This is a genomic window from Streptomyces sp. SN-593 (assembly GCF_016756395.1).
Taxonomy (GTDB): Bacteria; Actinomycetota; Actinomycetes; order Streptomycetales; family Streptomycetaceae; genus Actinacidiphila; species Actinacidiphila reveromycinica.
Genome location: NZ_AP018366.1, coordinates 64,039 through 81,886, shown reverse-complemented (window position 1 = coordinate 81,886; position 17,848 = coordinate 64,039). Strand labels below are relative to the sequence as shown.

The 17,848-nt window shown below is 70.4% G+C and carries 24 protein-coding genes; 4 read left to right on the top strand and 20 right to left on the bottom strand.

What is annotated here, in order from left to right:
• Window positions 1-17: 17 nt before the first annotated feature.
• The 3 genes from RVR_RS36910 to RVR_RS36900 all read right to left on the bottom strand — a co-directional run bounded on the left by RVR_RS36910 (window position 18) and on the right by RVR_RS36900 (window position 2,163).
• Window positions 18-392, bottom strand: a complete 375-nt coding sequence (locus tag RVR_RS36910; RefSeq protein ID WP_202239898.1) for a WYL domain-containing protein — start codon at window positions 390-392, stop codon at window positions 18-20.
• 182 nt (window positions 393-574) lie between these two features.
• Window positions 575-1,147 (bottom strand): hypothetical protein, encoded by a 573-nt coding sequence (locus RVR_RS36905; protein WP_202239896.1) that lies wholly within the window; start codon window positions 1,145-1,147, stop codon window positions 575-577.
• Window positions 1,144-2,163 carry a hypothetical protein gene (locus RVR_RS36900; protein WP_237405499.1) on the bottom strand — a complete coding sequence of 340 codons (1,020 nt, stop codon included), beginning with the start codon at window positions 2,161-2,163 and terminating at the stop codon, window positions 1,144-1,146. The genes RVR_RS36905 and RVR_RS36900 overlap by 4 nt, the downstream gene beginning before the upstream one ends.
• A gap of 1,191 nt (window positions 2,164-3,354) precedes the next feature.
• Between RVR_RS36900 and RVR_RS36895 the strand changes: the two genes are divergently transcribed.
• The 4 genes from RVR_RS36895 (at window position 3,355) to RVR_RS36880 (ending at window position 6,288) form a co-directional block, all read left to right on the top strand.
• Complete coding sequence (locus RVR_RS36895; protein WP_202239894.1) at window positions 3,355-3,861, top strand: winged helix-turn-helix domain-containing protein; 507 nt, start codon at window positions 3,355-3,357, stop codon at window positions 3,859-3,861.
• Window positions 3,861-4,238 (top strand): MarR family transcriptional regulator, encoded by a 378-nt coding sequence (locus RVR_RS36890; RefSeq protein ID WP_202239892.1) that lies wholly within the window; start codon window positions 3,861-3,863, stop codon window positions 4,236-4,238. The genes RVR_RS36895 and RVR_RS36890 overlap by 1 nt, the downstream gene beginning before the upstream one ends.
• A gap of 197 nt (window positions 4,239-4,435) precedes the next feature.
• Window positions 4,436-5,365 carry a ParA family protein gene (locus RVR_RS36885; RefSeq protein WP_202239890.1) on the top strand — a complete coding sequence of 310 codons (930 nt, stop codon included), beginning with the start codon at window positions 4,436-4,438 and terminating at the stop codon, window positions 5,363-5,365.
• Window positions 5,365-6,288 carry a hypothetical protein gene (locus RVR_RS36880; RefSeq protein ID WP_202239888.1) on the top strand — a complete coding sequence of 308 codons (924 nt, stop codon included), beginning with the start codon at window positions 5,365-5,367 and terminating at the stop codon, window positions 6,286-6,288. Before RVR_RS36885 ends, RVR_RS36880 begins: the two co-directional genes overlap by 1 nt.
• A gap of 67 nt (window positions 6,289-6,355) precedes the next feature.
• On the opposite strand, the gene RVR_RS36875 is transcribed toward RVR_RS36880, so the two are convergent.
• The 17 genes from RVR_RS36875 to RVR_RS38485 form a co-directional block, all read right to left on the bottom strand.
• The gene (locus RVR_RS36875) at window positions 6,356-7,039 is read right to left on the bottom strand and encodes a ribbon-helix-helix domain-containing protein (protein WP_202239886.1); all 684 of its coding nucleotides are present in this window, start codon (window positions 7,037-7,039) and stop codon (window positions 6,356-6,358) included.
• Window positions 7,036-8,022, bottom strand: a complete 987-nt coding sequence (locus tag RVR_RS36870) for a ParA family protein (protein WP_202239884.1) — start codon at window positions 8,020-8,022, stop codon at window positions 7,036-7,038. The genes RVR_RS36875 and RVR_RS36870 overlap by 4 nt, the downstream gene beginning before the upstream one ends.
• A gap of 271 nt (window positions 8,023-8,293) precedes the next feature.
• Window positions 8,294-8,557 (bottom strand): hypothetical protein, encoded by a 264-nt coding sequence (locus RVR_RS36865; protein WP_237405498.1) that lies wholly within the window; start codon window positions 8,555-8,557, stop codon window positions 8,294-8,296.
• Complete coding sequence (locus RVR_RS36860; RefSeq protein WP_202239882.1) at window positions 8,554-8,847, bottom strand: DUF6247 family protein; 294 nt, start codon at window positions 8,845-8,847, stop codon at window positions 8,554-8,556. Before RVR_RS36860 ends, RVR_RS36865 begins: the two co-directional genes overlap by 4 nt.
• 80 nt (window positions 8,848-8,927) lie before the next feature.
• Window positions 8,928-9,740 (bottom strand): hypothetical protein, encoded by an 813-nt coding sequence (locus RVR_RS36855; protein ID WP_202239880.1) that lies wholly within the window; start codon window positions 9,738-9,740, stop codon window positions 8,928-8,930.
• Window positions 9,740-10,453: a hypothetical protein gene (locus tag RVR_RS36850; RefSeq protein WP_202239878.1), complete on the bottom strand. Its 714-nt coding sequence runs from the start codon at window positions 10,451-10,453 to the stop codon at window positions 9,740-9,742. The genes RVR_RS36855 and RVR_RS36850 overlap by 1 nt, the downstream gene beginning before the upstream one ends.
• Window position 10,454: 1 nt before the next feature.
• Window positions 10,455-10,976: a DUF4326 domain-containing protein gene (locus RVR_RS36845; RefSeq protein ID WP_202239877.1), complete on the bottom strand. Its 522-nt coding sequence runs from the start codon at window positions 10,974-10,976 to the stop codon at window positions 10,455-10,457.
• Window positions 10,973-11,563, bottom strand: a complete 591-nt coding sequence (locus RVR_RS36840) for a DUF1643 domain-containing protein (protein ID WP_202239875.1) — start codon at window positions 11,561-11,563, stop codon at window positions 10,973-10,975. Before RVR_RS36840 ends, RVR_RS36845 begins: the two co-directional genes overlap by 4 nt.
• A 67-nt stretch (window positions 11,564-11,630) precedes the next feature.
• Window positions 11,631-12,443, bottom strand: a complete 813-nt coding sequence (locus RVR_RS36835) for a hypothetical protein (protein WP_202239873.1) — start codon at window positions 12,441-12,443, stop codon at window positions 11,631-11,633.
• Window positions 12,440-12,796 (bottom strand): ATP-binding protein, encoded by a 357-nt coding sequence (locus tag RVR_RS36830; protein ID WP_202239871.1) that lies wholly within the window; start codon window positions 12,794-12,796, stop codon window positions 12,440-12,442. Before RVR_RS36830 ends, RVR_RS36835 begins: the two co-directional genes overlap by 4 nt.
• The gene (locus RVR_RS36825; RefSeq protein WP_202239869.1) at window positions 12,793-14,481 is read right to left on the bottom strand and encodes a DNA cytosine methyltransferase; all 1,689 of its coding nucleotides are present in this window, start codon (window positions 14,479-14,481) and stop codon (window positions 12,793-12,795) included. Before RVR_RS36825 ends, RVR_RS36830 begins: the two co-directional genes overlap by 4 nt.
• Complete coding sequence (locus tag RVR_RS36820; protein WP_202239867.1) at window positions 14,478-14,942, bottom strand: ASCH domain-containing protein; 465 nt, start codon at window positions 14,940-14,942, stop codon at window positions 14,478-14,480. Before RVR_RS36820 ends, RVR_RS36825 begins: the two co-directional genes overlap by 4 nt.
• An 80-nt stretch (window positions 14,943-15,022) precedes the next feature.
• The gene (dnaN, locus tag RVR_RS36815) at window positions 15,023-16,135 is read right to left on the bottom strand and encodes a DNA polymerase III subunit beta (protein WP_202239865.1); all 1,113 of its coding nucleotides are present in this window, start codon (window positions 16,133-16,135) and stop codon (window positions 15,023-15,025) included.
• Window positions 16,136-16,261: 126 nt separating this feature from the next.
• Window positions 16,262-16,585, bottom strand: coding sequence for a hypothetical protein (locus RVR_RS36810; protein ID WP_202239863.1), 324 nt, complete (start codon window positions 16,583-16,585; stop codon window positions 16,262-16,264).
• A gap of 124 nt (window positions 16,586-16,709) precedes the next feature.
• Window positions 16,710-17,372, bottom strand: a complete 663-nt coding sequence (locus RVR_RS36805) for a hypothetical protein (RefSeq protein ID WP_202239861.1) — start codon at window positions 17,370-17,372, stop codon at window positions 16,710-16,712.
• Between the two features lie 3 nt (window positions 17,373-17,375).
• Window positions 17,376-17,585, bottom strand: a complete 210-nt coding sequence (locus tag RVR_RS36800) for a hypothetical protein (RefSeq protein WP_202239859.1) — start codon at window positions 17,583-17,585, stop codon at window positions 17,376-17,378.
• 89 nt (window positions 17,586-17,674) lie between these two features.
• A complete protein-coding gene (locus tag RVR_RS38485) occupies window positions 17,675-17,788 on the bottom strand; it encodes a phage Gp37/Gp68 family protein (protein ID WP_237405497.1) in 114 nt (37 codons plus the stop codon).
• Between the last annotated feature and the right edge of the window lie 60 nt (window positions 17,789-17,848).

Sequence of the window (17,848 nt, the reverse complement as noted above, 5' to 3'; positions counted from 1 at the left end):
GGGGCGGGCCGGGGCGGTCAGGCAGCTCGCGCCAGGGGCTTGCCGCTCCAGTCGTCGCGGCCCAGTTCCAGAGCGACGACCTGGGCGGTGCTGCGCGGGACCGGCACGGGCCGGTCGTACCCGGCAGGCGGCGCCATGGTGAAGGGAACCCGGTGGAGGAGGGTGTAGGCGTCGATCTTCTCGGGGTGGAAGGTGCGTACGCCGCCGCGGTCGGCGGCCAGGACGATGATCCGGCCGTCCTTGGAGGTCAGCACGTCGTGGATCTCGATGGTGCGGATCGACGTCTCTTCGGGCTTGGCGTAGGTGATGGTGACGGCGAACCGGCCGGTCATGGCCCGCAGCAGGTCGGCGACTGTCGCCGTGGTCGACTGCTGCGTGGTGCGCTTCAGCACAGGGGACTCCCTGATGGATGGGTGCGAGTGCTCTCGGTCGTGGCCGACTGCCACCGTCGACCAACAAGAGAATTGTACCGCACTTACATCATCGCCGGGAGTGGGGAAACGCCTCCACCTGCGGTGAGGCGGGAGAAAGCACTGCCTTCTCCCGCCTCACCGGTACTGCACGTTGGCCTCACTCACCAGGCCAGATGGACGACCCATGCCTCGGCGATGTCCCTCAGCCACTGCTCGGGCAGCTCATCGGTCCAGGCGGCCTGCAGGAGAAACTTCGCGGCATCGAGCCGCTCGCAGATCACGATGCTTTCCGGCTGGGACGCCAGCTCGTATCTGCCGTGCACCTCGAAACCGCTGCCGGGTCCGTACTCGCGGAAGAGCCGCTCCAGACGGTCGTGGTGCCGTGCGGCGAACTCGTCAAGCCGCGCAACATAGTCGGCCCGCTCTTTCTCCCGTACGGCAGTGAGGACGACGCTGAGAACCTCGCGGGAGGTGGCTGTGTCGAAGGTGCCCCCAGGGATGAAGGTGCGGGCGATCCGTACAGCCGCCGCCAGGACCTCGTCCACGTTCGCCGGCGGAACTGGCGGTCCCTCGGCCGGTGGCACCAACGGGACCGGCCGGCCGGGCCGCCGCTGGCCGAACTGCCCGGCCTGGGCGATGAACTGCACCTCCAGGCGCATCACCCCGTCTGCTGTGGTCAGCACCTGCGACCGCGCAAGCGGTTCGCCGGCGACACCGCCTTCCGTGTGCTTCACCCGTTCCCCTTCGGTGCGGCTGCCGGCGACTTCTTGCTGCCCTTGCGCCCGTCGCGGAGTCGCGTGAGCAGCTCGGCCGGCTCGGGGGTGGTCCCGCCTCCGAGGTACCGGATGCCTTCGCCTTCCGGCGCTCTGGAGTGGTCGCGGTCCACCGGGTGCCGTCTCCTGGGTGCCGTTCTCCAGCCCCACCGCTCGTCCCACACGAGCGCCGGCACTGGTCCGCCGGCGGCCAGGACGACCGACGCGGCGCACACACCGCCGTCCAGGACCTGCAGGTTGGGCGGACTGCCCTGCAACGTGATCCCCGCCGCGGAGAGGGCGTCGCACACCGACCCGAGGTAGGGCACGGCCTGGCGCATGCGCAGCTCTGTGCCGGCCGCGGCCGCCGCACTGCGGATGACCCCCGGGGGGAAGCCTAGTCGGCGTGCCGCCTCCTCCGCGCTCAGCTCCTGCTCGGACTCGATGAGGTCGGCGATGCGCCGGCCCCGTGCATCGGCAAGTGCTCGCTGCGCCGTGTGCAGGTGTACTCCCAGCGTCTGCGCTACCTGGGCCGCACTGACGGCGGGGTTGTCGGCCAGAAACTCATCGACGCGGGCCGGCAGCTCGTCACGCGGCGCCAGGTCGCCGACGCCCGCCGGCCGACCTGCTTTCTTTCGCTGCTCCACCGGCACGAAGGACATCACCACGGCGCGGGGCCAGTGCTCGACGCCGCCTACCACGACAACCGCGTCCTGGAGCCGCGGTGCCGCCTTGTAGCTGTCCCAGGTCTTGGGCGTGAGGCCTCGTGCGGCCGCGGCCTCGTGCCGGTCCAGCAGGTCCTCGTCCGAGTCTTTTGCCGGCAGCGCAGGGATCTCTTCGACGTCGGGGTCGTAGAAGGCGTCGACCTGCTCACCGTCCCACAGGAGCACCCGGGCGCCGGTCGAGCTGATGGGTGCCGGGTGGCCGGCGACGGTGTGCGGCTTGGTGTTCCGGAAAGTGCCGAGGCTCACGCCGCGGGCCTTGGCCAGGTCGGCCATGGTGCGGACGTACTCACGGCGTCCAGCGCGAATCATCGCGGTCTCCGATGCGTGCGGCCCGTCATGGGGCCGCGGTTCAGGGCGAAGTCGCCCCCGGCGCACGGCCGGCGGCGATGAGGGCGGTTCGTACTCACCCAGCCGGAGCTGGGCTGCCTTGTGGGAGGTTCGGTGGAGGGAAGAAGTCGCCGGCCGGAGACCGACAAGAAAACGGTACTGCATTTTCATCACGGACGGCAAGGATGTGGCCGTCGTATCTCCCGTCTGGCTACACTCGGTCATGTAGTCCATGTGACTGGGTTCTCTCCCGGGAACGTGGGTGCATTCGGTTGGCCGGCGCCCTTGCCACCCGCCTCGGCGGATTGGGCGCCGGCCGCTCTCGTCTCCAGCACGAGCTTCGCCTCTGCTCACAGACGCCCCGTCGACACACAACGACGTACTTCTGTCCGCAACTCAGCGACCGCACGACCACCGGCCGATAGGCGATCCCTCGGGTGCGCCTACCTGCGTAGCCCTGGTGAGAGGCGAAGATCACCGTGGGACCGACCGACCACCAGCAGGCGAGTGCGAAGCAGGAACACCCCTCCTCCCCCACCGGGCAGGAACTGCACCACTACCGATCCGAGACACCGCTGCACCGCACCCCGTCCGCTGATCACGGACCTTCACGACAACACAGCAGGCCCGTACGACCTGGGCACGAGTACCCGCCGGCTGCTGTTGCTGCTGCGCTGTGGCAGCGGGCACGTCATCCAGTGGCAACTGCCCAGTGAGGGCCGCCAGGCCCGAGGGGTCAAGCGCGCAGGGCGCGAAGCGCCCGAGCACTTGAGGGCAGGCGGCAGATCGGCGGGTCCAGCGCCGCCTGGGCGCTGGCCGCGTGCGGGGCGGCCCCCGCGCCGTCGCTTGCGACGGCACTCCGGCCCTTGGGCCGGCGAGACGGCGCGGCACGTCGCCGCCGGGGTTCTCCTACGTAGTTAGAGGCTCTCGGCGTTTCCGCTGGTCAGAGCGATCTACTCTAGCTTGGGGAGGCGTTTCCAATAGCAGTTGAGGATACTGCGCTTGCCTATAGGCAAGCGCTGCGGGGCCGGTGACACGCCAGCGAGCTTGATCTCGGATGTCCTTGCCTATAGGAAATCGGAGTGGATACGGTCGGAACTCCGATTTCCTATAGGCAAGAGTGCGAGGTGGGGGTCCGTGGGCCGACCCAGCCCGGTGCGGCGCGGCACAGCCGTGAACCGGGACACCGGAGAGATCACCCAACTGGAGTTCTTCGAGAGGCCGAAGACCGGCATCCGGTACGACTGGAGGCCGAACCCCGGCCGCCACGTCAACGTCCCCAAGGAGCTGGTGAAACGGCTCTACGACAAGAGCAGCGGGTACAACGCCGGGGACCGGGACGTGTTCTTCTTCTACCTGGGCTTCTCCCCCGACGGCACCGAACCTCTCCGGATGACCTTCAAGGAGATCGCCGATGTCATCGGCGGCCGCCCGGATACCATCGCCAAGCGCGTGGGTAAGCTCAACCGAGGTGGTCTTCTCCTGGAAGCGGAACGCGTCGGGCGGATCGTGTTCTACCGGGCGAACCCGCGTTCAGGGTTCGACGGCGCGGCTGAGGACCAAGTGCAGGCCGTCAAGGACGTTCGCTTCCCGGTCATTCCGGCACCGGCGAACGCAGAGGTGAAGAGGAAGGCGGCATCCTGATGACGTCCCCAGCGGAAGTGCGACACGAGGTCGAGCTGACGTCGGAGATGCAGCGGCAACTGCTGCTGCTGACCGCAGGTACACCGGGTGCCGACTGGCGTGTCCTCACGTACTACCTCACGGCGGCACCGATCGGGCAGACGGTCCGCGAGGTGGCCAAGGACGTGGCAGAGGCGCTGCGCCTGAGCCCGGGTTCGGTCTCGAAGAGCGTGAACCGGTTGGTCAAGACGGACTTTCTGGAGGTCGCCTACCGGGTGGGCGCGGTGAACTTCTACCGGGCCGGCCCCGAGGTCCTGGCGCTGGCCACCGCCACCGACGACGACGATCAGCCGCTGGCAACGGTCAGCCACCTCCCGATGCGGCCGGCCGAGCAGTAGAACATCGCGACCGCGGGCCCGCCCTTCGTTACCTGGAGGGCGGGCACGCTCATGTGATCCCGGGGCTCCCCGCGACTCCCAATTGGGGAGTCCGCGGCCGACAGCCCCGCCCCGGTACGGGCGGGTGTGTCAGGATGCCGTGAGCTGCACCTGTACGGGAGCGGCGGTTACTCAGCAGGCAGCAGGGAGGCAAGTCGGTGCTCAGCGACGCGATGGAAGGGATCGAGCCGCCAGCCAGTTGCACCGTGATCGCCACGGGGAAAGGCGGCGTCGGGAAGAGCACGATCGCCTCGCACCTCGCTGCGTACCATGCCGCTCGCGGTGAGCGCACCCTCCTGGTCTGTGTGACCAGCCAGGACGACGACGATCTGGGCATCAAGGAATTCGGCCGCGGAATCAGGCCGGACGGCGAGCCGATCCTTGACGGCGAAGGCCTGTACCGGTCGATCCACGGGCGGTCCCCGTTGGTGCCCGTCCGCGAGGTACGCCCCAACCTGGATGTGGTGCCCGGCGGCGAGGCGGTGGGAGAAGTCCAGCAACTGCTGATGTACCGGATGATGACCGACGGTGCGGGCGTGGCGCTGTCGCTGGCCCGCTCCCTCGCACCGATCGCCCGCTGGTACCAGCACATCGTGATCGACTCGGCGCCGGAGAACGACTCGCTGGAGCAGCTCGCGCTGGGCGCGGCCCGTTTCCTCGTCGTGCCCACCCGCTCGGACAGCTCCTCCATAAAGGGGATGCGGCGCATCAGCCGGAACTTCAAGGCCGTACGCAAGCAGGTCAACCCGCACCTGCGGGTCGCCGGCGCCTTCCTCTACGCCTCGAACCCGACGGCGACGTCCCTGCACAACGAGGTGAAGGAAGACATCCGGAAGGTACTGGGCGAGACGACGCCGATCCTGTCGACCGTCGTCGGATACCGCGAGAAGCCCGCCCGGAACGCCCGGAACAAGGGGCTGCTGTTCTCCGAGTACGCCGCGATGCTTCCTGCGAGCGCACGCAGCTACGACGTCGCGGCCGGCCGCGCGAAGGTCGCCGATGTCGTCCCCGAGGCCATCGTCGGTCTCTCCGAGGACATGAACACGCTGAACAACGAGATCATCGATTTCTGCAGGAGGGCCGCCTGATGGGGCTGTTCGATGACGATGAGCCGAGCGTCGCGCCGACGGCGGCGGTAGGTCTTCTGGGCGGCGGCATGGCCGCGGTCGCCCAGGAGGCCGCGGTGATCGTGCAGGCTCCGGTCGGGACCACCCTCGACACTATCCCCGCGCCGCACGACCCTCTCGGTGACGGCGAGCTGTCACCGCAGGAGGAGCAGGAGTTTGCGGCGTGCCAGGCCGGCATGGACAACCTGCACCGGGCCTTCTGGGTGGCGGGCAAGTCGCTGGAGGCGATGAGCCGCGGCAACCTGCACCGCAACTCCGGCACCCCGAACTTCGCCGAGTACGTCTGGAACAAATGGGAGATCGCCGAGTCGCAGGCGTACCGGCTGATGGCGGGGTGGCGGATCGGTGAGGAACTTGCCGCCCTGGGCTGGCGGCCGCGTGAGTCGCAGGTCCGCGAGCTGACCGACATCGTGAGCGCTGCCGGGCCTGACGCGGCGGTGGCCGTCTACGACGCCGTGGCCCGCGACGGAGGCAGGGTCACGGCGAAGGCGCTCCGCAAGGTCGTGAAGCAGCTTCCGCCGCTCGACAGCGAGGCGTCTCCGGCGCAGGTCCACCAGATCGTGGGGCAGCTCCTGCACGCACAGCGGCAGGGCGGCACGACGGCGCCGGAGGCGTCCGCCCCTGCCGCAGGTTCCTCTGCCGGCCCGGCGGGAGAGCCGGCCTCGGACTCAGGTCCACAACAGCCCACCCGTTCCGCCGACATGCAGAACCTGATCGACTCCTTGGCCGCGCTGAAGGAGACCGCGAAGGTGCTCACCCAGGCCGGAGTCCGGCGAGCGCTCGCGGAGTCACCCGAGGAAGCCGGGCAGACCGTATCGGAGATCAAGCAGGTGCTGAACCAGATGCGTGCGGCGGCCACGGTGAAGGCTCCGCCGGCTGGCTAGCTGCCGGCAGCGTGACGGCGGCGCGGGAGGACAGCTCGTCTCCCGCGCCGCCGTCACGCGTATACGGCTACCTCGTGCTCTGCGTCCTGGTCTTGGCCTTGGGCAGCGCCGGCAGGAACGAGTCGAGAGCCGCGGTGAGGAAGTCGCTGCGGCTGGGAAACCCGTGGCGTGCGGTGAGCGCATCGATCACGGCGAGTTCGCGCCGGCTGGGACGGAATGACTGCTGAGTGCTGTCTTTGACGCGGCCGCGCTCGGTGCGTCGCTCCGGTGCTTCCCCGAAGAGTCCGTCGGGGTCCAGGTCTTCCTCCTGGATCTCCTGCTGTCCCTGCCGCAGCCACGTCAGGAGCTGCCCGAAGAGCTTCTCTTTCTGCACGTGGAGGACGGCCCGGCGGACGACAACGGCGTTGGTTGGCTCGTGACCTGTCTCCACCTTCTGCACGAGTTGGTAGTGGGCGAAGCGCGCGCGGACGTCGGCGCTGACGTTGATGGTGCAGCCGGTGGTGGTGTTCGGGACGGAGGCTGCCACCGGGAGCTGGGCGGCTGGCGGTGCCTCCCGTGGTTCGGGCTCGGCTGTGGCGGCTGGTTGCGTGCTGGGCGGCCCGGTGGGCGTGTCGGCGGCCTGGGCCGGTGCGGAGGCCGGAAGGCTGCGGCGGGGCGGGGCGAAGGCGGTGACGGTGGCCGCGGCGAAGGCGTCCAGGTCGCCGTCCTTCTCTGGCAGGCCGCCGCGCAGGGCCGGGCTGGTGGTGCTCACGCTGCTTCCTCCTGGTTGGCGCTGGCCGTCCGGTCCGCCGCGGACTTGGCTTGCATGATCTCCATGGCCAGGGACTGGTAGTCGCCGGCGAGGGCGGCCATGGACCGGCGGACGGCGGGTGCGATGGCAGCAGAGGTCCGCAGCTCCTGCGGGACCTTGCCTTCGGTGCGGCAGGCCACGGCTGCCGACTCCACGTAGCGGATGACTTGCTCGAACACGGGCGCGCTGCCGCGCAGGTCGCCGACGAGCTGCTCCTTGATGTTCGTCTGCACCTTCGAGGCGGAGGAGTTGGTGGCGAAGACGACCACGCCGAGCAGCCGGAGCAGCGGGTTCATGTCCCGGGCCTGGCCGAAGCGGCGTGCGACGGTGCGCAGGCCCTTGCGGGAGCTGGGGTCGCTCTTGCTGGGGATCAGGACGTAGTCGCCGGCCACGAGTGCCTGGAGCTGGAGGGGTTCGGAGCCGGGTGCGACGTCGAGAATGATCACGTCGTAGTCGTCGCGGACGGCGTCGATCGCCGCGGCGTACATGCCCATCCAGGCGAGGCGCCCGGCCGGGTCGTCGGCACGTCGTGCTGCGCGGCGCTGGCAGTACAGCTCCTCCAGGACGTCCTCGAGGACGGGACCGCCCGGGAACACCGACAGGCGGGGCCGTACCTGGCCGGTTGGGGTAAGGCGCTTGCCGTCCAGGATCGCGGCGGCCTGGGCCTGTCCCCCGTCTGCCAGCACGCTGCCGGTGAAACCGAGGTCCTCGCCGTTGTTGCCCTGCTCGTCCATCTCCACGAGCCCGACGCGCAGCCCGGCCTTCGCCCAGGCGACGGCCAGGGCCGCGGCCAGACTGCTCTTGCCGACGCCGCCCTTGCCGTTGACGACGACGAAGACCTTGGCCTGGTGCAGACCCGCGCGCATGAGCTGCAGTCTGCGATCGAGCGCGCGCCGTACGGCGGACAGGTTCGCCGCATCGAGCGGCGGGGAGGCCGTGGGCACAGGGATCACCTCGTGTCACTGATACGACAAGACGATCACCATGAGAGGTGGTGGGTGCGGGTGCATCTGCGGAGAACCGCCGGAGGGCGCGACGTCATCCACCCGATCGGCCTCACCTTTGGGAGGGCGCTTCTCCGGGCTGGCTAGCGCAGTGACTAGCACGCTATATGGGATGAGTTATGGCACACCACCGTGCACGACGTGTTGCAGGACGTAAACGGCGATATCGACTCCCCAATTGGGGAGTCGATATCGGTTGGCGCTGCTCGGCTCAGCCGAGCCAGACGATGTCCATCACGTACAGGTGGACCGGGTCCATGCGGTTGATCCAGTAGATGACGGTCAGCGCGCCGACCGTGGCCGAGCGGAGATCCGCCCCCTCGGGATCTGCGGCGTCCCAGGCCGGCCAGTGCATCGGTGCGCGGGAGGCAATATCGAGGACGTCGCGGAGCAGCTCCTGGACGCTGGGTTCGAGGGCGGCGAAGTAGCTTGCCGCGGCGGGGGAGAAACGGGCTGGGAGGGCGCTGTTGCTCACCGACCGGCCACGTCTTCGAAGGCGATGCCGTCGGAGGTGTCGTAGCCGCTGGCGATGAACGCGTCGACTACGGTCTCGGAGTCGAGGCGGCGCTGCCAGGTGGTGATGACCGCGTAGAGCTGGGCCAGGCTGAGAGTCGCCCGGGCGGTCTCCAGGGCCTGCTTCCATTCGAGGTCGAACGCGGGCAGCCACCGCTCGGCGCGGGCGGATCGGGCGATCCGGGTGCGGAGATCAGCGCCTGCGGTGGGGGAAGGGGGCGGCGTGGGTGCGTCCAGCGGCTGCGCGGTCATCGTCTGTCTCCTTCGGTACTGAGACCACGGTACGCCGCGGGTCCTCGGGCGGAGGCGCGAACGGGTGGAGCGGGCACCTGTCACGACGCTGCCTCCGTTCCGCCGAGAGTCAGCGCGTTGTCGACCAGGCACCAGCAGCCCGAGTAGGAGGCGTTGACGCCCGGGTAGTGCCACACCGACATGGCATGGTCGACGTCTCCCGGGCAGGTGGCTCCCTCGGTGCACTCCTGCTCACCGTTGTGGTGGACAGCGCGGGTTCCCTGGCAGTAGAACCGGCGGGGCTCTCCGGTGGCTTTCGCCCAGCGTTCGTCGTACGCCTGGACCGAGCCGTAGCACGCGCCGCGGAGGTGGAAGACCACGGAGTCGTCGCCGAGATCGGGTCTGATCAGGTTCGGGCCGGTGAATCGTACGGATTTCTGCCGCTGGGTGATCGGCTCCTGGCAGGCGTGGCACGTGCCGGGAAGGATCGCCATCTCCTTCTCGAACCGTTTTGCGGCGCGCTCAGTGATGGCCTCGTTGTGGACGTGCCGGCACGGCGGCAGCTCATGGCAGAGGCGGCACAGGGCGTAGTGCTCGGGCAGGAGGCTCCATCCTCCGTACGCGGGCCCCACCAGGTGCAGCGGCTTGGCATCGGGGTGCTCTTCGTCTTGCAGGACGATCGCCATCGGCCGGTTGTCCCACGTGCTGGGCTCGGGCTGGTCGGCCTCGATCCATGCCTCCCGGTAGTCGGCGCCCCAGTCGACGTGCGCGCGCTCGCTGACCTCCACGACCCGGTAGGGCTGCCGGTTCCACACCACGAGCTGCCCCGTGCGCAGGTTCCAGGTGAACCGGGACTTCGTGCGATCGCGGGGAGACCATGCGTCCGTGCGGCCGCCGCGGTACAACTCCTCCATCACGCGTCTCCTGCCGGGACCAGGGCCGGGCCGCTACGGAGGACGATCTCCCCGTCGGCGGCGATCAGCCGGAGCTTCGGGAACGCCGCCGGCCGGTGCTCCCCGGGGACCTCGGGCCACTCGTCCGCCGACAGTCCGTAAGGCGGTGGTGTCCAGCCGATGAGGCCTGGAAGCACCCGGGTCTCGGCGGCTTTGAAGTAGCGCCGCTCCCAGTCCGAGGCGAAGAAGATCGGCAGGAGCCCGCCGGTGTTGGGGATCGGCTCGGGCGCCTTGGCCTTGCTGCCGTCGGCTCGTTCCGCGATCGGCCGCATGTACTCCTGGCACCGGGGGCGGGAACAGAACCCCCAGGGCGTCAACCACCCGGTCACCGGGTCGAATTCGGCGAAGCTGACGCTGGTGGACCGGCCGCACAGCCTGTCCACCCGCACCATGGGCGCCTGGCAGCCGTGCGGGCCCGCGTTCCAGTCCGGCTCGTACCGGGGCGCATCGCCGCCGATGAGCCGCGACATGGTGGCGTTGTCCGCGTTCAGTACCTCCCGGGTCCGTGCCCACGTGGTGACGGTGGGGTCGTGCCGCCGGGGATCCCGGAGCGTCACCCAGCCGAGGGCCAGGATCAGGTCCCGGGTGCCCGGCGGCATCCGGTGCTCGCCGTAGACCCGGGCGGTGAGCTGGTCGTAGCGCAGGATCGCGCTGCGGTCGTCGGCAGTGTCCACGTCATGCCTCCCCGAGCTGGAGGGCCTGGGGCGTGGTACCGCGGGTGCCGGCGGGCGTGCAGGCCGGGCATTCATCGCGGACGTCCGGAAGCGGGAAGCCCGCCGTGCGCAGGTGCGTCTCGAAGTGCGTCAGGTCGCCGATCTCCTGGCCGCAGCCGTTGCAGCGCCGCTGCTCGCGGCCGCCGGCCGCCGACGTGGAGCCGCGGGGGTTGGCGGTGGCGATCAGGACGTCTGCGTGGCAGGGGGCGCCGGGGGAGCACCAGCACATCACGTCCCGTCCGGCCAGTTGCTGCCGGATCTGTTCGTCGCTGGGGTAGCCGGGGAAGGGGTTGGTCCACTCGGCGGGCGGGTTCCGGCGCTCCTGGAGGAAGGCGTGGAAGCGCAGTGCTGCGGCGATCCGGCCGGCCGGGGTTCCGTCGTGCTTGAAGGGGTTGCCGTACGCGGTGCGGTAGTCCACGACCCGGGCGCCGGGCGGTTTGCGGGAGCCGCGTTTGCGACTGCAGGTGAGCCGGGCCGGGGTCATGCGATACCGCCTTCTGCACGGGCCGGCAGCCGGTAGACGATAAGGGGGTTCGACTCCGGCAACCGCACCGGGTGCTTCGGGGTGCCGTTGCGGTTGGTGCCCAGGCAGGCCAGCTCCAGGCGCTGGTCGAGCAGTAGCTGGACGACGGTGTCCGCGCGGTTGTGTATGGCACTGTGCCCGGCACCCCAGGCCACGATGACGGTGTCGCCGAGGTGGGCCAGGCTGGTCAGCGCGTCGTCGGTCAGGGGGCCGGCGGGCTGGGGGTCGCTGACCAGGACCGCCGGATCAGCGCTGATGATGCTGAAAAGGTTGAGCACGAGCAACGCCTGGTGGCCGGTTCGGCGGGCGGCGCTGATGCACCGCCGTATCGTCGGGTCGTCAGCGGCGGCCTTGGCCGTTGACGGGTTCAGCATGACGAACACCGCCGTGCGGCCGCCCGCGGCCCACCGGCGGGTGAGCGCGAACCGGTGGGTGCGGTCGGCGTTGAAGACGGCGTAGGAGTCGCCGCTGCCGTCCAGGGTCGGGGTGGTGCTGCTGTCGACGGCCAGGCCGTGGCGTGTCGCCCACCGGGTGAGTTCTGCTTCCATGAGGTGCCCTTTCCGGGTCGGCGCGGGGGTGCCCAAGCTCGGGCTCGGGCACCCCCGCGGTCAGCGGTCAGTTGTTGTCGTTCTGGGCCCGGGCGAGGGCGTTGAGGCGGCTGTCCACGGCGTAGCGAGTCTCTTCCTCGTCCCACATGTCGCGCAGGGCGGCAGCCAGGCCGGGCAGCGTGTGCAGGGACTCGGGGCCGCCGGCGGCGGAGTCGGCGAGGATCTGCTGGGTCGTGGGGTCGGTCGCGAGCGCGCTCATCAGCTCGGTGAAGTAGTCCCAGGCTGCTTCGTTCCCGCGGTGCCAGCGGCACCAGGTGCCTTCTTCGGCGCAGGCCCAGCACTCTTCGGAGTCCGGGTGGTACGGGGCCGCCTCTGGTGCCTGGTCGGGGTCGGTGGGGGCGGCGATGTCGTCCGGCTGGTCGGTCGAGAAGAGGTCCTGGAGCCAGGTGTCAGGCAGTGCCCGCAGTTGCTGCGCGAGTGCGACGGCGACCTGGGGGTGGTGGTTGAGGAGGTTGGACCACAGGGTGCGGGCACGCCCGCGCGGGGAGCCGGCCTCCTCGGTGCCGCCCAGCCCGTAGGTGAACTGGTCGCGGATGTCGTCGCGGCGGCCGGGCCAGGTGGCGACGTCCTCGCCGAGAGCGGCGGCGTGCTCGAGCGCCCGTTCGTCGGTGGTGAGGCCGACGATGCCGGCGCTGCGGATACGGGCGGACAGGGCCTCCGCGGCCTTCGGGTCGGACACTGCGAGCAGTTCGAGGGCTTCGTCGGCGACGCTCGCGATGCGGGCGGCCTGCCGGTCGTAGCTGAGGTAGACGGTGCGGAGCAGGCCCAGGCGCAGGGCGGTCAGCGTGCTCTGCTGGTGGGCATGGTGGGTGGTGGTCACGAATTCTCCCGGGGTATCGCGTTGGCGGTGCGAAGGGTGAAGGCGGCGGCGAACCCCTCGCTTTGCAGTCCGAGGACTGCGCTCACGGCGTGCTCGTGCTGCCAGGCGAGGGTGTCGTCAGGAACCCGCGGTCCATCGGGCCTGGCGCGATTGCGGGCCTGGCAGACGGCCAGGGGGGTGTCGAGGTGGACCGCGACAGCCGTTCGGTTGTGAGCGGCGGCCACGGTGGACTTGCCCGAACCGGCTGCGCCGATCAGGACGAGCAGCCCGGGCTCGATCGTGGCCAGTTGCCTGTGGAGTTGCTCGGCGGTGGTGAGCACCGCGGTGATGTAACTGTCGGGCTGAGGCTTCACGCGGCAGCCCCTACCGTGTCGGCGTGGAGGACGGCCCGCAGCCGCACCCCGATCCAGGCCCCGACCTGCGGGCTGACGGCATTGCCAAAACCGTCCACTTGATCGCGGGCGGTGCCCCAGACGGTGAAGGTCCCGCGGTAGTCGCGGAAATCCACGTCGAAGCCGCAGCCTCTGCCGATCTCGTGGGCGGTCATCATGCGGTAGAAGCACTCTTCGATCGGCAGTTCCGAGAGCGCGGGCCCCCACCCAGCCGTGAGCAGTGCCGTCGTGTCGTGAGCAGTGAGGGTGCCGAGCGGGTCGCTTACCGGGTGCGGTGCCGTCCCGTGGTTGGGGCTGGTCCCGTTCTGCTTAAACCAGCCGGCCGCCGTGAGCAGTCCGGGGATCTGTTCGGCGGTGAACGTCGACATCGGCTCGGTGTATACCGCGGGCACGGTGTGCTTGCGGTACGGGATGACCCCGGAGGAGACCACGGCGAGTGTTTCCGAGCCGACCTGGGTGGGCAGCGGCTCACCCGCCCCGCGCGGTGCGCCCTGGTAGTTGTCGACGGCGAGCGCGAGCGCCGGCTCATCCCACAGCGCGTGGCCGGTCGACAGCAGCGCTGTCTCCTGCTGACTGGTCTGCGTCGCCAAGGGCTGCAGCAGCAGCCGCTCCGAACCGTGGACGCCCTTGGCGGGCATGAGGATCGCCGGGAAGTCCGCGAACTTCTGACGGCACCGCTCGATGCGGGCCATCGTTGAGGCGGCGAACGGGCCGCGGTGGCCGTCCTTGAACGTCTTGATTGGCCGGTCGCCGATGCGGGTGCCGAGATCGCTGAGATCGAGTGCAGTGATCGACGGGGTCGTCGGCGGGACGACCGCGGTGCGGCAGGACGGGCAGCGGTACTCGTACTGCTCGCCGTAGGCGACCTTCCCTGTCGGCGGAATCCCGGTACGCCACGTCCACACCGCTTCGACGTCCTTGTCGCAGCCGTGGCACCGCGACACGGGCCGGTGCTCCAGGTCCGGCATGGGCAGCGACTTGTGTACGAACACCCAGTAGCCGCGATCGCGTGACTGCGGCACCCCGAAAAACTGACTGTTCAGGAACAGCACCGTGTGGTTGTAGTCGAGCAGGTCGAACTGCTTGAGCCACCACCGGTAGGTGGATCCGTCGCCGATCTTTTTACTGCCCGGCAGGAGCGGTCCCCAGGACTGCAGCCCGGTGGTGCATTCAACGAGGATCATCCGCGGCCGGTGTGTCTGTGCGTAGTGCAGGACACAGTTCGCGGTGGCCCGGTCCCGCTCCGAGCGCGTCACCCGGGCCTCGTAATCGGGGTCCTCCATCCCGAACAGGGCCAGGCCCTGCGCGTAGGCCCTCTCGGTGTTGGCCTGCGAGTGGTTCACGCAGCTCACGCCAGCGACCAGCAGGTCGGCTGCGGGGAGGTCGCGGGCGGAGTGGTAGTCCGCTGCGTCGGGGTCGACCAGGTCGGCGATCCAGTGTTCGGCCTCGGGGTGGTTCGCCTCGTGGACTTGGACTTTGTACGGGTTGTGGTTCGCCGCCATGATCGTGGTGAATCCGGCGATCTGGATGCCCTTGGTGAGGCCTCCGAAGCCGCTGAAGAGGTCGACCGCGATGAGGTCGTCGTGATGGAACCGGCGGCGCCTGGTTGCCGGCCGGTGCGTGGCCGTGCCGGTCTTCGTCTTCACGCAGCGTTCCCTTCGCGGTGCTGGACGCCGGGCTCGCCGGCGAAGCTGCGGGTGATGAGGGAGACCAGGTTCGAGTCGGCGGGGACGTGCCGCAGGCCGAGGCCGCCGCGCCAGGGGACGGGGGTGGGCAGCGCGATGACGTCGGTCAGCGTCCAGTGGAAAGCGCCCGGGTCGCCCCAGGGCCTGCAGCACTGGTTGTCGCGGTGGATGTCGGTGAGGGTCGCGACCGCGACGACCGCGCCGCGGGGAAGGGCGGTGATGCCGGCGAGTGCGGTGGTGATGCGCGGGTCGGTCAGGGCCTGGCGGTCCAGTGCGGCGGAGGCGTGCAGGATCAGCAGGCCGCGGTAGTTCCGCTGCCATGAGCGGTTCTCGGGGGACTTGCCGTGGATGATCGCGGCGGGCCAGGGCTGCTGGATGGACAGGATGCGGGCGGACTGCAGGGCGCTGGCAGGCGGGTACATGCAGATGTCTCCGGGAGGAGGTGCTGGGAACGGGGTCGGGGGCCTCGGGGGCCGGGCTGGCAGCAGGCGGGTGGAGCGGGTCAGCCGCTCATGCGGACGGGCATGATCAGGTACTTGCCGGTGTTGTCGGGCTCGCCGGCGGCGCGGAGCAGCGCGGGCTTGGTCGGCGCGCTGATACTGATCCGGGCCTGCTTGGCGCCGATGGTGGCGAGGCCGTCCAGCAGGAACGCCGGGTTGAAGGAGATGTCCACGGGGGCGCCGTCCAGCTCACAGGCGATGCGGTCCTCGGCGGAGGCGTCGTCGCTGGTGCCGCCGGTGAGGGTGAGGGACGTGCCCAGGAAGGCGAGGGTGACCGGGGTGTTGCGCTCCAGCACGAGTGCGACGCGCTTGACCGCGGCGACCAGTTCGCTGGTGTCGACGGTCACCTCGCTCGGGAATTCGTCGGGGAACAGCTTCTTGTGCTGCGGCAGGTCGCCCTCCAGGCACCGGGTGGTGGCGCGGAGGTTGTCGGCGGTGACTCCGACCATGCCGGCGTCGGAGGGCAGCGCGAGCGAGACGTTGCCGGCCTCCGGCAGCGCCTTGGTGATGTCGAGCAGGGAGCTTCCCGGCACCAGAGCGGTCGCGGTGGCGTCGCCGCTGAACGGCTCCCATGGCAGGGACTGCACGGCGAACCGGTACCGGTCGGTGGCGGAGAGGAGCAGTTCCTCTCCTTCGAGGGCCAGTCGTACGCCGGTGAGGACGGGCAGGGTGTCGTCCGCGGCGCAGGCGACGGTCACCTTGGCGACCGCCTCGGCGAACGCGGTGGCGTTCACGGTGCCGGAGACGGCCGGCGTCAGCGGCAGGGTCGGGTACTCCTCCAACGGCAAGGTGTGCAGGGTGAAGCGGGCGCTGCCGGACTCCACCAGGAGACGGACGCCCTCGGTGTGGAGGGTGACGTCGGCGGTGCGGAGGGACTTCACGATGTCGGCGAGCAGCCGCCCGGAGACGAGGACCTGGCCGGGCTCACCGATGGCGGCCGCCCCGGTGGCCGCGGTCATGGAGGTGTCGTAGTCGAAGGCGGACACGGCCAGTTGGTTGTCGGCTGCCTTCAGGAGCAGGCCGGCCAGGACCGGGATCGGCGGCCGGTGCGGCAGGGCCCGGCTGGCGGAGGTGACCACGTGGGCCAGTGCGCTGCGGGGGATGGTGAGTTTCATCGTGGTGTCCTTGGTCTGCTTGGGCGGCGCGGCGGTCGGGGAGGGGGCGGCCGGGCCTGGCGCTTGTCGGCCCGGCCGCCGCTGTAGCGGGTTGGTCAGTGGCTGGTCAGAGCGGAGAGCAGGAGGTCAGGTCTTCGGGTAGGGCCGGCCGGGGTTGTAGTAGTCGATGTGGACGGCGAGGTCGGTGAGCGCCTGGCGGCCGCGCAGCTCGCTGCGGACCAGCCGGGCGCGGCCGGCCTGGATGGGCTGCGTGTACCGGTCGTCCGGGCGGCCGCTGCCGGCGCCGTTGGCCAGCCAGCCGCGGATCGAGGCGTAGACGCGGCCGTCGGCGTCGGGGGCGTTCTCGGTGAGCTGCCAGTCGGCGAGCACCAGGGTCACGTCGCCGGCGAAGTGCAGCGTGCCGTGATCGGTGTCGGCGATGCGGTGGTCGGGGGTGTTCCAGCTCTTCATGGCGGTTCCTCTGTGGGGACTGAAGTGCGCTGGCGGGGTTGGGCTTCCGGTCCCCCTGTGCGCCGCTCCGGCAGGGCGGCGCACAGGGGGAATCCGAGTTGTTCGAGCTGCTGCTCGTGCTCGGTCAGAAGGGGGGGTCGTTGAACCACGGGTCGTTCGGGTCGACCGCCGGCGGCTCGGGCAGGGGCCGCGGTTCGTACCCGGTGCAGACCCACCGCTCCCGGTCGTTCCAGTAGGTGCCGGTGCCGCCGCAGATGCAGTCGTACGGGTGCGGGTCCTGGGGCTCGCCCCGCAGGCACTGCACGGGTTCCTGGTGCAGCGGAGTCCCGTTGTCCTGGTAGATCAGGATCTCCATGACCTCGCCGGTGCCTCCGCAGCCGCCGTCGCAGTTCGGCGGGTGCGGTGCCTCGCTGTTCTCCCAGGCGTGGAACGCCTCCCGGACCCTCGCGCGGGCCTCGTTGGCCGGGCGGGCGCCGCACAGGGTGGACAGCAGGTAGCGGTTCGCGGCGGTGCCCGCGTCGGCGGCGGCCTGGGAGTTGCTGGGGTCGGTCAGGGCGAACATGTCGGCGATCACGGCGCGGAGCAGCAGGGCGGTCCGCTCGCGGTCGGCGACGTACTCGGGGTGGAAGTTGCGCTGGCCGCGGGCCTTGGCGTAGCTGGTGAGGAACGTCTCGGCGCTGATGTCGGCGATCAGGCGCGGGACCGACGGCACGGGGGTGTACGCCTCGGCGAGGGTGCGCGGTTCGGCGTCGGTGGTAGGAGCGGTGGCGTGGTCGGTGATGGTCATGGGTCAGCTCCGGGTGAGGTGCTGGGTGAGGTGGTTGCGGCCGGCGTCGGCGGCCGTGTCGGGGTTGTCGCCGGTGGAGGACCAGCGGCAGGGCGTCGGGGAGGTGCAGGCGGCGCGGAACCGGCGGCGGCCGGGGCACGCGCGGTCGGTGGGGGCGTGGTGGCAGGTCGAACCGTCGCTGTGGCGGGCGGTGAGGGTGAGCACGTACTTCATGGGGATCTCCCAGAGAGGACGGACTGCGTGTGCGCTGGGGGCGGGGTGCCTCGGGCGCGGTCGGGGCGGGCGGGTTCGGGGTACGGGGGTCAGTCGGCGGTGGCGGGCGGGCGGCGGGGCGGGTACTGGCCCCAGGTGCGGCCGTCGAGCAGTCGGCCGCCGGCCTTCGGGGTGGTGCCGCCCACCTGCGAGTTGGCGCTCACGGAGTGCTCCTGGTGGTGGCGGGACGCGGCTGGGCCTGGGCGCCCCGGCCCGTGCGGGCC